This window comes from Kitasatospora sp. NBC_01246 (assembly GCF_036226505.1).
GTDB lineage: Bacteria > Actinomycetota > Actinomycetes > Streptomycetales > Streptomycetaceae > Kitasatospora.
On the sequence record NZ_CP108484.1, the window covers coordinates 6430664 to 6445691 of the forward strand.

The 15028-nt window shown below is 76.2% G+C and carries 1 protein-coding gene; it reads left to right on the top strand.

The genetic code is table 11. The annotated features are described in order from the left end of the window. The first annotated feature begins 25 nt into the window (after positions 1 to 25). A complete protein-coding gene (locus tag OG618_RS27620; RefSeq protein WP_442906959.1) occupies positions 26 to 14995 on the top strand; it encodes a type I polyketide synthase in 14970 nt (4989 codons plus the stop codon). The last annotated feature ends 33 nt before the right edge of the window (positions 14996 to 15028 follow it).

Consider the following 15028-nt stretch of genomic DNA (forward strand, 5'->3'; position numbering starts at 1 on the left):
AAAACACCATTGCTGGGAGATGACCGTGTCCGACGAGGACAAGCTCCGTAGTTACCTGAAGCGGGCCATCGCAGACGCCCAGGACGCCCGCGCCCGACTGCGCGAGGTGCAGGAGCAGACGGCGGAGCCGGTGGCGATCGTCGGAATGGCGTGCCGCTTCCCGGGGGGTGCGGACACCCCCGAGGAGTTCTGGGAGCTGCTGGCCTCGGGCGGTGACGCGGTGGGCGCCTTCCCGACCGACCGCGGCTGGGACCTGGACGGCGTCTACGACCCGGACGGCGAGCGCGAGGGCACCTCGTACGTGGCGCAGGGGGCGTTCCTGCGGAACGCGACCCGGTTCGACGCCGGGTTCTTCGGCATCTCACCGCGCGAGGCCATGGCGATGGACCCGCAGCAGCGGCTCCTGCTGGAGACCTCGTGGGAGGCGCTGGAGCGGGCGGGCATCGACCCGGCGACCCTGCGGGAGAGCGCGACCGGGGTGTTCGCGGGCGGCTTCGCGTCCAACTACGGGATCGGGGTCTCCTGGTCCGCCGAGGCCGGGTCCGGCGTCGAGGGCCACCTGATGACCGGCAACGCGACCAGCGTGCTGTCCGGCCGGGTCTCCTACGCACTGGGCCTGGAGGGCCCGGCGGTGACCATCGACACCGCTTGCTCGTCCTCGCTGGTCGCACTGCACCTGGCGGCCCAGGCGCTGCGCTCGGGCGAGTGCACGCTGGCCCTGGCCGGCGGTGTCACCGTCCTGGTGTCGCCGGGGACCTTCGTGGAGTTCTCGCGGCAGCAGGGGCTGTCGGCGGACGGCCGGTGCCGGGCGTTCTCCGAGGACGCGGACGGCACGGGCTGGGCCGAGGGCGTGGGCATGCTCGTCGTGGAGCGGCTGTCGGACGCGCGCCGCAACGGGCACCGGGTGCTCGCGGTGCTGCGCGGCTCGGCGGTGAACCAGGACGGCGCGTCGAACGGTCTGACCGCGCCGAACGGGCCTTCGCAGCGGCGGGTGATCCGCGCCGCGCTGGCGAACGCGCGGCTGTCGGCCGCCGACGTGGACGTGGTGGAGGCGCACGGCACGGGGACCACGCTGGGTGACCCGATCGAGGCGCAGGCGCTGCTGGCCACCTACGGCCGGGAGCGGCCGGAGGGCCGGCCGTTGTGGCTGGGCTCGGTGAAGTCCAACATCGGGCACACCCAGGCGGCCGCCGGGGTGGCGGGCGTGATCAAGATGGTGCTGGCGATGCAGCACGAGGAGCTGCCGAAGACCCTGCACGCCGAGGTGCCGTCCTCGCACGTGGACTGGACGGCCGGTGAGATCGAGCTGCTGACGGCGCCGGTGCCGTGGCCCGCCGGGGAGCGGCCGCGCCGGGCGGCGGTCTCCTCGTTCGGGATCAGCGGCACCAACGCGCACGTCATCGTGGAGGAGGCGCCGGCTCCCGAGACGGCCCGGGCCGAGGCCGTGGCACCGGTGCTGGCGGGTGCCGGTGCGTGGCTGGTGTCGGGCCGGACGGTCGAGAGTCTGACGGCGCAGGCAGGCCGGCTGCGCGCCTGGACGGTGGCGCGTCCGGAGCTGGCGCCGGTGGACGTGGCGTGGTCGCTGGCGGCGACGCGTTCGGCGTTCGAGCACCGGGCCGTGGTGGTGGGCACCGAGCGGGCCGAACTGGTCGGTGGCATCGAGAGCCTGGCCGCCGGGGTCTCCTCGGCCGCGGTGGTGTCGGGCGTGGCGCGGCCGGGTGCCCGGGTGGGTCTGGTCTTCGCCGGTCAGGGTTCGCAGTGGGTCGGCATGGGTCGGGGTCTGTACACGGCGAGCACGGTCTTCGCCGAGAGCTTCGACCGGGTGTGCGGGCTGCTGGAGCTGGAGTTGGGCGTCTCGGTCCGGGACGTCGTGCTCGGCGCCGAGGGTGTGGACGAGGCGCTGGCGCAGCAGACGCTGTACGCGCAGGCCGGGCTGTTCGCCTTCGAGGTGGGCGTCGCGGCGGTGCTGGAGGCCGCGGGTGTGACGCCGGACGCGGTGGTGGGTCATTCGGTGGGCGAGGTCGCGGCCGCTTATGTGGCCGGGGTGCTGGCGCTGCCGGACGCGGTGCGGCTGGTGGCGGCGCGGGCTCGGTTGATGCAGGCGCTGCCGAACGGCGGGGCGATGGCGGCGGTGAACGCGCCGGAGGCCGAGGTGCTGGCCGAGCTGGTGCCCGGGGTGGTGATCGCCTCGGTGAACGGGCCGGAGTCGGTGGTGGTCTCCGGCTCGGTCGAGGCCGTCGATGAGGTGGTGGAGCTGTGGCGGGAGCGGGGTCGCCGGGTGCGGCGGCTGCGGGTCTCGCACGCCTTCCACTCCCCGGCGATGGACCCGGTGCTGGAGGAACTCACCGCCGTGGCCGATGGGTTGGAGTACCACCGGCCGGCTGTGCTGTGGGCGGGCGCGCTCACCGGTGAGCTGGTCACCGAGCCCGAGGCGGGCTACTGGCCGGCGCAGACCCGCCAGGCGGTGCGCTTCGCGGATGCGGTGGCGACGCTGGCCCGCCAGGGTGTCTCGGTGTTCGTCGAGGTCGGCCCGGACGGGTCGCTCTCCTCACTCGGCCCGGACGCGGTGGCGGGGATCGACGGGGACGAGCCCGTGTTCGTCCCCCTCCAGCGGCGTGACGCGGAGGGCGTCGCGAGTTTCGTCACGGGTCTCGCCCGCGCCTTCGTGCACGGCGTGCCGGTGAACTGGAGTTCGGTTCTGCCGGCCGGGAAGCCTGTCGAGCTGCCCACCTATGCCTTCCGTCAGCAGCGCTTCTGGCCGGAGGGCGTGGTGCCGCTCACGCCGCCGGCGGCGGGCGGCGGCGACGGTGCGGGCACGGCGGGGGAGGCGCGGTTCTGGGCGGCCGTCGAGGACGGGGACCTGGCGAGCATCGCCGACACGCTGGCCATCGAGGACCAGCGGCAGCTCGCCGAGGTCCTGCCGGCGCTGGCGTCCTGGCGGCGCCGCGAGCTGGACCGCCTGGTGACCACGGACTGGCGCTACCGGACGGCCTGGTCGGCCGTGGCGGAGCCCGACGCGCGGGTGCTGTCGGGGACGTGGCTGGTGGTGGTGCCGGCCGGCGCGGGCGAGCAGCCGTGCGCGGCCGCGCTGGCCGCCCGTGGTGCGGAGGTCGTCGTGGTCGAGGTCCCGGCCGGGGCCGTGGACCGGGCCGAGGTGGCCGCGCTGCTGGCCGCGGCGGTCGAGCCTTCCGGCGTCTCCGGTGTGCTGTCACTGCTGGCCATGGACGAGACGCGCGTGCCGGACCACCCGGGGGTGACCGCCGGGCTGGCGGCCACGCTGGCGCTCGTCCAGGCGCTGGGCGACGCCGGGATCGGCGCGCCGCTCTGGCCGGCGACGCGCGGCGCCGTGGCGGCCGGTCCGGGTGAGGCGCTGGCCCACCCGGTGCAGGCGCAGGTCTGGGGTCTGGGCCGGGTCGTCGGTCTGGAACACCCCGAGCGCTGGGGCGGGTTGGTCGACCTGCCCGAGGTGCTGGACGACCGGGCCGGTGCCCGGCTGGTCGCGGTGCTGGCCGGTGCCGAGGAGAACGAGGTCGCGATCCGGGCCGACGGGATCCTCGGCCGCCGGCTCAAGCGGGCCGGGCAGACTCGCGACCGGGACCGCTGGTCGCCGCGCGGCAGTGTGCTGATCACCGGCGGTACCGGCGCCATCGCCGGGCATGTGTCACGGTGGCTGGCCGAGCGCGGAGCCGAGCGGCTGGTGCTGACCAGCCGCTCCGGCCCCGCGGCCGCCGGGGTCGCGGCCACGGCCGCCGAACTGGCCGCCCGGGGTACGGGAGTGGACGTCGTGGCGTGCGACGTCGGCGACCGGTCGGCGCTGACCGGGCTGCTGGCCCGGATCGGGGAGACCGGTCCGGCGCTGTCCTCGGTGCTGCACACCGCCGCGGTGCTGGACGACGGCGTGGTCGACCGCCTCTCGGCGGCGCGCCTGGCGTCCGTGCTCGGGGTGAAGGCCGAAGGCGCGCTGCTGCTCGACGAGTTGACCGCCGACCTCGATCTCGACGCCTTCGTGCTGTTCTCCTCGGCCGCGTCCACGCTGGGCGCCGCCGGTCAGGGCAACTACGCGGCGGCCAACGCCTACCTGGACGCCCTCGCCGAGAACCGCCGCGGCCGCGGCCTGCCGGGCCTGTCGGTCGCGTGGGGCGCCTGGGGCGGCGGCGGGTTCGCCGAGTCCAGCGCGGCGGCCCGGGCGCGGGTCGAGCGCGGCCCGATGCCGCCGATGGACCCGCAGCTCGCCGCCCGCGCGCTGGGCGGGGCACTGGAGGGGCCGGACGCCGTCGTCACCGTGATGGATGTCGACTGGGCCCAGCTGGCGTCCGCGCAGGGCACGGCGGACCTGCGGGAGGCACCGCTCTTCCGCGAGCTGCCGGAGGTCCGCCGGCTGACCGCCCGGGGCGCCGGGAGCGGGGACGGCACCCGGACCGAGGGTGAACTGCCCCGGCGACTGGCCGGGCTCACCCGGGCCGAGCAGGAGCGGGCGCTCACCGACATCGTCCGGGCCGAGGTGGCCGTCGTGCTCGGGCACGCCTCCGCGGACGCGGTCGAGGACCGGCGGTCGTTCAAGGACCTGGGCTTCGACTCGCTGACCGCCGTCGAACTGCGCAACCGGCTGGGCGTGGCGACCGGCATCCGGCTGCCCGCCACCCTGGTCTTCGACTACCCCACCCCGCTGCTGCTGGCCGGCTACCTGCGGGGCGAACTGACCGGGGACGCGGCCGGACCGGGGCCGGTCCTCGTGGCGGCCGCGGCCGTGGACGAACCGCTGGCGATCGTGGGCATGGCCTGCCGCTTCCCGGGCGGGGCCGGCAGCCCCGAGGAGTTCTGGGAGCTGCTGGTCTCGGGCGGTGACGCGGTGGGCGCCTTCCCGACCGACCGCGGCTGGGACCTGGACGGTGTCTACGACCCGGACGGCGAACGCGAGGGCACCTCGTACGTGGCGCAGGGCGCCTTCGTGCGGGACGCCACGGAGTTCGACGCCGGGTTCTTCGGGATCTCGCCGCGCGAGGCGCTGGCCATGGACCCGCAGCAGCGGCTGCTGCTGGAGACCTCCTGGGAGGCGCTGGAGCGGGCGGGCATCGACCCGGCGGCGCTGCACGGCAGTGCGACGGGCGTCTTCGCCGGCGGCTACGCGTCCGGGTACGGCTTCACCCTGGCGGGTGAGGGCGGGGCCGGTGTCGAGGGCCACCTGCTGACCGGGAACGCGACCAGCGTGCTGTCCGGCCGGGTCTCCTACGTGCTGGGCCTGGAGGGCCCGGCGGTGACCATCGACACCGCGTGCTCGTCCTCGCTGGTCGCACTGCACCTGGCGGCCCAGGCGCTGCGCTCGGGCGAGTGCACGCTCGCGCTGGCGGGTGGTGCCACGGTGATGGCCACGCCCGGCATGTTCATCGACTTCTCGCGGCAGCAGGGGCTGTCGGCCGACGGCCGCTGCCGGGCGTTCTCCGAGGACGCCGACGGGACCGGCTGGGCCGAGGGCGCGGGCATGCTCGTGGTCGAGCGCCTGTCGGACGCGCGCCGCAACGGGCACAAGGTGCTCGCGGTGCTGCGCGGCTCCGCCGTGAACCAGGACGGCGCGTCCAACGGTCTGACGGCGCCGAACGGCCCGTCCCAGCAGCGGGTGATCCGGTCCGCGCTGGCGAACGCGCGGCTGTCGGCCGCCGACGTGGACGTGGTGGAGGCGCACGGGACGGGGACCACGCTGGGCGACCCGATCGAGGCGCAGGCGCTGCTGGCCACCTACGGCCGGGAGCGGCCGGAGGGGCGGCCGCTGCTGCTGGGGTCGGTGAAGTCCAACATCGGGCACACCCAGGCCGCCGCCGGCGTGGCGGGCGTGATCAAGATGATCCTCGCCCTGCAGTACGAGGAGCTGCCGAAGACGCTGCACGCGGACGAGCCCTCCTCGCACGTGGACTGGTCGATGGGTGAGGTGCGGCTGCTGGCCGAGTCGGTGCCGTGGCCGGTGGGGGAGCGGCCGCGCCGGGCGGCGGTCTCCTCGTTCGGGATGAGCGGGACCAACGCGCACGTCATCGTCGAGGAGGCGCCGGCGGTCGTCGAGGCCGCCGAGGTGGTCGAGGCCGTGGCGCCGGTGGTGTCAGGGGCCGGTGCCTGGCTGGTGTCGGGCCAGTCGGCCGAGGGGCTGACGGCGCAGGCGGAGCGGCTGCACGCGTGGGTGTCGGCGCGGCCGTCGGTGGAGCCGGCAGAGATGGCGTGGTCGCTGGCGACGACGCGGTCGGCCTTCGAGCGCCGGTCGGTGGTGGTCGGTACCGAGCGCGCGGAGCTGGTCGCGGGCCTGCAGAGCCTGGCGGCCGGTGTGCCGTCGGGGTCGGTGGTGTCGGGTGTGGCCCGCTCGGGTGCGCGGGTGGTGTTCGCGTTCGCCGGTCAGGGCTCGCAGTGGGTCGGCATGGGCCGTGAACTGGCCCTGTCGAGCCCGGTGTTCGCGGCACGGTTGGCGGAGTGCGAGGCGGCGCTGGCGCCTTATGTGGACTGGTCACTGGCCGATGTCCTGGCGGGTGTGCCGGAGTTGAAGGCGGCGGATGTCGTCCAGCCGGCGTTGTGGGCGGTGATGGTGTCGCTGGCGGCGGTCTGGGAGGCCGCCGGTGTCAAGCCTGCTGCGGTGGTGGGGCATTCGCAGGGTGAGATCGCGGCAGCCACGGTGGCTGGGATGCTGTCGCTGGAGGACGGCGCCCGGGTGGTGGCGCTGCGTTCGCGGTCGTTGAAGGTCCTGGCGGGCCTGGGCGGCATGTTGTCGGTGAGCCGGAGTGCCGCGGTTGTCGAGGAGCGGATCGCCCGGTTCGGTGAGCGTGTTGCCCTGGCGGCGGTCAACGGCCCGTCGGCGGTGGTGGTTTCGGGTGAGCCCGAGGCCCTGGAGGAGCTGAAGGCGGAGTTCGAGGCCGAGGGCGTGCGCGCCCGGATGGTCGCGGTGGACTACGCCTCGCACTCGGCGCAGGTCGACCGCCTCGAAGCGGAGATCACCGAGGTCCTGGCCGGTGTCGCGCCGCGCCGGGGCCGGATCCCGATGGTCTCGGCGATGACCGGGGAGACGCTGACCGGTGAGGAGCTGGACGCCGCCTACTGGTACGGCAGCCTGCGCGCCACGGTGCACTTCGACCGCGCGGTGCGCACGCTCGCCGGTCAGGGGCACCAGCTGTTCGTCGAGGTGACTCCGCACCCGGTGCTGCTGGGCGCGATGAACGACACGCTCGAAGAGGTCGCCCAGGAGGCCGGCCCGGGCATCGTGCCCGCCGCCGTCTGCGGCACGCTGCGCCGCGACGAGGGCGGCGTGACCCGGCTGGTCACCTCGCTCGCCGAGGCCTTCGTGCAGGGCGCTCCGGTGGACTGGCGCACCGTCCTCCCCGCCGCCGAGCGGGTCGAGCTGCCGACGTACGCCTTCCAGCGCGAGCGGTACTGGCCGCAGGGGATGCTGCCCCTGTCGCCGGTGGGTGCGGGCCGGGACGCGGCGTCGCTGGGCCTGGGCGCGGTGGACCATCCGCTGCTGGGCGCGGCGGTCGAACTGGCCGGCGGCGCGGGCCTGGTCTGCACCGGGCGGCTCTCCGTGCGCACCCACCCCTGGCTGGCCGACCACACGGTGGGCGGGACGGTGCTGCTGCCGGGGACCGGCTTCGTCGAGCTGGTGGTCCGGGCCGGTGACCAGGTGGGCTGCGGCCTCCTGGAGGAACTGACGCTCCAGGCCCCGCTGGTCCTGCCCGCCGACGGCGGCGGGGTCCAGGTCCAGGTGGTGCTGGCCGAGGCGGACTCCGAGGGCCGCCGCGCGGTCGAGGTGTTCTCCCGCCCCGACGTGTCCGACCCGCAGCAGGACTGGACGCGGCACGCGAGCGGAGCGGTGGCCCCGGCCCCGGCGGAGCGGCCGGCCCCCGGGGAGTTGTCGGTCTGGCCGCCGGAGGGCGCGACCGCGCTCGACGTCGGCGAGGTGTACGCCGTCCGGCTGGCGGAGGTGTACGGTCCGGCGTTCCACGGGCTGCGGGCCGCCTGGCGGCGCGGTGAGGACGTCTTCGCCGAGGTGGCGCTGCCGGAGCCGGTGGCGCGCGAGGCGGGTGCGTTCGGGCTGCACCCGGCGCTGCTCGACGCGGCCCTGCACGCCGCGCTGCTGGAGGACACGGCCCCGGCGGACGCGGACGGCGGGCCGGGCGAGGTCCGGATGCCGTTCGCCTGGACGGGCGTCGAGCTGCACGCGAGCGGGGCGACCGTCCTGCGGGCGCGGCTGCGGCGGGACGCCCGGGGCGCGCTGGCGCTGACGGCCGTGGACCCGGCGGGCTCCCCGGTGGTGTCGGTGGAGTCGCTGGTGAGCCGGCTCCTGTCGGCCGCGCAGCTGCGGGCCGCCGACAGCGGGGTGTCGGACGCGCTGTTCGTGGAGGAGTGGGCCCCGGTGGCCGAGGTCCCGGTGGCCGAGGTGCCGACCGGGGACTGGGCGCTGATCGGCGCCGACCGGTTCGGTCTGGTCGAGGCGCTGGCCGCGGCCGGTGTGCCGGTCCGGTCCTTCACCGGTCCGGCGGAGGCGGCCGAGGCCGAGCCGCAGGTCGTGCTGGTCTGTGCGGGGGCCGAGGAGGCCGAGGACGGCGACGTGGCCGGGGCCGCCCGCCGCCGCACCGCCGACGCGCTGGCGCTGGCCCAGGAGTGGCTGGCCGAGGAGCGCCTGGAGAACGCCCGGCTGGTGGTCGTCACCCGGGGCGGCGTGGCCGCCGGGGAGGGCGAGGCCGTGGCCGACCTGGCCGCCGCCGCCGTCCGGGGTCTGCTGCGCTCGGCGCAGTCGGAGAACCCCGGCCGGCTGGTCCTGGTGGACCTGCCCGCCACCGGTACGGCCGAGCGGATCGCCGTTCTCCCGGGCGTCCTCGCCACCGGCGAACCGGAGCTGGCCCTCCGTGACACGGCCGTGCTGGGCCGGCGGCTGGGCCGTCCGTCCGGCGCTGGAGCAGCGGTTGAACGCCTCGCGGGCCGCACGGCCGACGGCCCGCGGACGCTCCTGGTGACCGGTGGGACGGGCACCCTGGGCGGCCTGGTGGCCCGGCACCTGGTGGTGACCGGGCAGGTCAACGGCGTCGTGCTGACCAGCCGTTCGGGCCCCGCCGCCCCCGGCGTGGCCGCACTGGCGGCCGAGCTGGCGCAGCTGGGCGCCCCGGTCCGGATCGTGGCGTGCGACGTGGCGGACCGGGACGCGCTGGCCGCGCTGCTGGCCACGATCCCGGCCGACCGCCCGCTGGGCTCCGTCTTCCACGCCGCCGGGATCATCGACGACGGCGTGATCGGCACCCTCACCGCCGACCGGCTGGCGGCGGTCATGCGGCCGAAGGTCGATGCCGCCTGGCACCTGCACGAACTCACCCGGGACCTGGACCTGGCGCACTTCGTCCTGTTCTCCTCGGCCGCCGCCGTCTTCGGCGCACCGGGGCAGGGCAACTACGTCGCCGCCAACTCCTTCCTGGACGCGCTGGCCGGGTACCGCCGGGCCGCCGGCCTGGCGGGCCTGTCGCTGGCCTGGGGCCCCTGGGTGCACGAGGCGGGCATCGGCCGGGAGCTGGGCGAGCGGCTGCTGACCCGGATCAGCCGGTCCGGGGTCGCGGCGCTGGGCGCGGACGAGGGCCTGGCCGTGCTGGACGAGGCGCTCACCCGCGGCGAGGCCGTCCTGGTGCCGGCCCGGCTGGACCTGGCGGACCTGCGGGCGCGGGCCGCCCGCAGCGGGGACGTCCCGCCGCTGTGGCGGGCGCTGGCCGGTGGCCGGGTCCGGCGGGCCGCCGCCGCGGCCGGGACGGGGGCCGAGGCCGGCGAGGCGCTGCGGCACCGGCTGGCCGGGCTCTCCGGCCAGGACCGTGACCGGGCGCTGCTGGACCTGGTCCGGGCGCACGTGGCCGCGGTGCTCGGGCACGCCTCCGCCGAGGCGGTCGAGCCCACCCGGGCCTTCACCGACCTGGGCTTCGACTCGCTGACCGCGGTGGAGCTCCGGAACCGGCTGCGGACCGAGACCGGGCTGCGGCTGCCGGCCACGCTGGTCTTCGACCACCCCACCCCCGTCGCGCTGGCCGCGCTGCTGCGCGGCGAGCTCGCGGGCGGCCTGCCCGCCGCGGCCCCGGCGGTCCGGCCGTCCGCCGCGGTGGCGGACGAGCCGATCGCGATCGTCGGCATGGCCTGCCGGTTCCCCGGCGGCGCCGCCGGCCCGGAGGAGCTGTGGGAGCTGCTGGCCTCGGGCCGGGACGCGATCGGCCCGTTCCCGCAGGACCGCGGCTGGGACCTCGACGCCCTGTACGACCCGGACACCGAGCACGCCGGGACGTCCTACACCCGCGAGGGCGGCTTCGTCCGGGACGTCAGCGGTTTCGACCCGGCGTTCTTCGGGATCTCGCCGCGCGAGGCGCTGGCGATGGACCCGCAGCAGCGGCTGCTCCTCGAAGTGTCCTGGGAGGCCTTCGAGCGGGCCGGGATCGACCCGGCCGCCCTGCGCGGCAGCCTGACCGGCGCCTTCGTCGGCGGCTACGGGTCGGGGTACGCCGGGATGAGCCTCGAAGGCGAGTCCGAGTTCGAGGGCATCGACGGCCATGTGATGACCGGGAACGCGACCAGCGTGCTCTCGGGCCGGCTGTCCTACACCTTCGGCCTGGAGGGGCCCGCCGTCACGATGGACACGGCGTGCTCCTCGTCGCTGGTGGCGCTGCACCTGGCCTGCCAGTCGGTCCGGGCGGGGGAGTGCTCGCTCGCGCTCGCGGGCGGCATCACCGTCATGGCGGCCCCGGACGGCTTCATCGCCTTCTCCCAGGCGCGCGGGCTGGCCGTGGACGGCCGGTCCAAGGCGTTCGCCGCGTCCGCCGACGGGATGGGCATGGCCGAGGGCGTCGGCATGCTCGTGGTGGAGCGGCTGTCCGACGCGCGCCGCAACGGGCACCCGGTGCTCGCGGTGGTGCGCGGTTCGGCGATCAACCAGGACGGCGCGTCCAACGGCCTCACCGCCCCCAACGGGCCTTCGCAGCAGCGGGTGATCCGGGCCGCGCTGGCCAGTGGCGGGCTGACGGCTGCCGACGTGGACGCGGTCGAGTCGCACGGCACGGGCACCAAGCTCGGCGACCCGATCGAGGCCCAGGCGCTGCTGGCGACCTACGGGCAGGACCGCCCCGAGGACCGTCCGGTCTGGCTGGGGTCGGTGAAGTCCAACCTCGGGCACACCCAGGCGGCCGCCGGGGTGGCCGGGGTGATGAAGATGCTGCTGGCGCTCCAGCACGAGGAACTGCCGCGGACGCTGCACGTGGACGAGCCGTCCCCGCACATCGACTGGTCGGCCGGGCACGTGCGGCTGCTCACCGAGCCGGTGCCGTGGCGGGCGAACGGGCGGCCGCGCCGGGCGGGCGTCTCCTCGTTCGGGATCAGCGGCACCAACGCGCACATCATCCTGGAGGAGGCACCGGCGGCCGGGGCGGCCGACGCCGTCGAGCCCGCGGCGCCGGCGCCGTCCGGGGCCGGCGCGTGGGTGCTGTCGGGCCGCTCGCCCAAGGCGCTGGCGGGCCAGGCGGGCCGGCTGCGCGAGTGGGTGGCGGCCCGGCCCGGGGCGGAGCCGGCCGATCTGGCCTGGTCGCTGGTCGCGACCCGGTCGCTGTTCGAGCACCGGGCCGTGGTCGTGGGCGGGGACGGCGCGGAGCTGGCGGCCGGGCTGGAGAGCCTGGCGGCGGGCGTGTCCGCGGGGTCGGTGGTGTCGGGGGTGGCCCGGGCCGACGCGCGGCCGGTGTTCGCCTTCCCCGGCCAGGGCTCGCAGTGGGTCGGGATGGGCCGTGAACTGGCCGCGGTGAACCCGGTGTTCGCGGCGCGCCTCGCGGAGTGTGAGGCGGCGCTGGCGCCGTATGTGGACTGGTCGCTGGGTGAGGTCCTGGCGGGCGCCGAGGGCGCGCCGGAGCTGAAGGCGGCGGATGTCGTCCAGCCCGCGCTGTGGGCCGTGATGGTCTCGCTGGCGGCGGTGTGGGAGGCCGCCGGGGTGGCGCCCGAGGCGGTGGTCGGCCACTCGCAGGGCGAGATCGCCGCGGCGACCGTGGCGGGGATGCTGTCGCTGGAGGACGGCGCCCGCGTCGTGGCGCTGCGTTCTCGGTCGTTGAAGGTCCTGGCGGGCCTGGGCGGCATGTTGTCGGTGAGCCGGTCGGCGGCCGTGGTGGAGGAGCGGATCGCCCGGTTCGGTGAGCGGCTGTCGCTGGCGGCTGTCAACGGGCCGTCGGCGGTGGTGGTTTCGGGCGAGCCCGAGGCGCTGGAGGAGCTGAAGGCGGAGTTCGAGGCCGAGGGCGTGCGCGCCCGGCTGGTCGCGGTGGACTACGCCTCGCACAGTGCGCAGGTCGAGCGGCTGGAAGCGGAGATCACGTCCGTGCTGGCCGCGGTGGAACCGCGCCCGGGCCGGATCCCGATGGTGTCCGCGATGACCGGGGAGACGCTCACCGGTGAGGAGTTGGACGCCGCCTACTGGTACGGCAGCCTGCGCGCCACGGTGCACTTCGACCGGGCGGTGCGCACGCTCGCCGGCCAGGGGCACCGGGTGTTCGTCGAGGTCTCCCCGCACCCGGTGCTGCTCGGCGCGATGACCGAGTCCCTGGAGGAGGTCGCGCAGCAGGCGGGCGCGGCCGCCGTGCCCGCCGCCGTCTGCGGCACCCTGCGGCGTGACGACGGTGGCGCCCAGCGCCTGCTGACCTCGCTCGCCGAGGCCTTCGTGAACGGCGCGGCCGTCGACTGGACGGCCGTCCTCCCGGCCGGCCGGCGGGTGGACCTGCCGACGTACGCCTTCCGGCACGACCGCTTCTGGCCGAAGGTCCCGTCGGCGCTGCCGGCGGGCGGCCCGGCCACCGGCCGGGACGGGGCGGCCACACCGGCCGAGTCCGCGTTCTGGGCGGCCGTCGAGGGCGGCGACCTGGAGCAGCTCGCGGACACCCTGGCGATCGAGGACGGACGCGAGCGGCTCGGCGAACTGCTGCCCGCGCTGACGACGTGGCGGCGCCACGACCTGGACCGCTCGACCACCGCGAGCTGGCGCTACCGGATGGGCTGGGCGCCGGTCGCCGAGCCCGACCCGGGCGTGCTCACCGGCACCTGGCTCGTCGCGGTGCCCGAGGCGGACGCCGCCGGCGACCTGGCGCAGGGCTGCGCGGTCGCGCTGGGTGTGCGCGGGGCCGAGGTCGTGCCGGTCGAGGTCCCGGCCGGGACGACGGACCGTGCCGTCCTGTCCGCGCTGCTCGCCCGGGCGCTCCGGGAGGCGGGCGCGGAGCCGTCCGGCGTGACCGGCGTGCTGTCGCTGCTGGCGCTGGACGGGACACCGCTGCCGGACCACCCGGTGGTGACCGGCGGGCTGGCCGCCACCCTGACCCTCATCCAGGCACTCGGCGACGCCGGGATCGAGGCACCGCTCTGGCCGGCCACCCGCGGCGCGGTCGCGGCCACGCCCGGCGAGCTGCCGACCGCTCCGGCGCAGGCACAGGTCTGGGGCCTCGGCCGGGTCGTCGGCCTGGAACACCCGGACCGCTGGGGCGGTCTGATCGACCTGCCCGAGGTGCTGGACGACCGGGCCGGCGCCCGGCTGGTCGCGGTGCTCGCCGGCTGCGGCGAGGACCAGGTCGCCATCCGCCCGGCCGGGATGCTGGGCCGCCGGATGAGCCGGGCCGCCGGGGTGCGGGCCGGTGAGGACCGCTGGACCCCGCGCGGCAGCGTGCTGATCACCGGCGGCACCGGCGCCATCGCCGGGCACGTGGCCCGCTGGCTGGCCGAAGGGGGCGCGCCCCGCGTCGTGCTGACGGGCCGTTCCGGCCCGGCGGCCGCCGGCGTCGCGGCCACGGTCGCCGAACTGGCGGAGCGCGGCACCGCGGTGGACGTCGTCTCCTGCGACGTGAGCGACCGCGCGGCGCTGGCCGGGCTGGTGGACCGGATCGGGAAGACCGGTCCGGCGCTGTCCTCGGTGCTGCACACCGCCGCTGTCCTGGACGACGGCGTGGTCGACCGCCTCACCCCGGCCCGACTGGAGACGGTGCTGGCCGCCAAGGCCGCGAGCGCCGCCCACCTCGACGAGCTGACCGCCGACCTGGACCTGGACGCCTTCGTGCTGTTCTCCTCCGCGGCGTCGACCCTCGGCTCCGCCGGGCAGGGCAACTACGCGGCCGCCAACGCCCACCTCGACGCCCTGGCCGAGAACCGGCGGGCCCGCGGGCTGACCGGTCTGTCGGTGGCCTGGGGTCAGTGGGGCGGCGGCGGCCTGGCGGAGTCCAAGGAGGCGATCCGGGAGCGGATGAAGAAGCTCCCGATGTCGGCGATGGACCCGCAGCTGGCGGTCCGGGCCCTGGACGAGTCGCTGCGCGGCCCCGACGCCGTGGTGACGGTGATGGACGTGGACTGGGCCCTGCTGGCGCAGACCGCGGTGGACCTGCCGAAGGCCCCGCTGGTGCGGGACCTGCCGGAGGTCCGCCGGATCGCCACCACCGCCGCCGCCCGGCCCGCCGAGGCGGCCGGCGCGGGGGAGGGCGAGCTGGGCCGGCGGCTGGCGGGCCTGGACCGGGCCGAGCAGGAGCGGCTGCTGTCGGACCTCGTACGGGCCGAGGCGGCCGTGGTCCTGGGCCACGCGTCGGCGGACGGCGTCCAGGCCCAGCAGGCCTTCAAGGACCTCGGGTTCGACTCGCTGACCGCGGTGGAGATCCGCAACCGGTTGAACACCGCGACCGGACTGCGGGTGCCCGCTACGTTGATTTTCGACTACCCCACCCCGGTGGCGGTGGCCGCCTGGCTGCGCACCGAACTCGCCCCGGACGAGGCGGACTCGGTGCCGGTGCTCGACGACCTCGACCGGCTCGAATCCAGCCTGTCCGGTCCGGCACCCGACCAGGACACGAGCGAGCGAATCACGAGGCGGCTGCAGAGCATTCTGTCGAAGTGGATCGAGAAGCAGGGCGAAGCGGAATCCGGCAGCGGCGAGGTTGAACTCGAATCGGCGACACCCGACCAGGTGTTTGAGTTTCTCGACAAGGAACTTGGTCTGTCCAACTAGTTACTTCGCGCTAATTGACGGCATGTTTTGGTA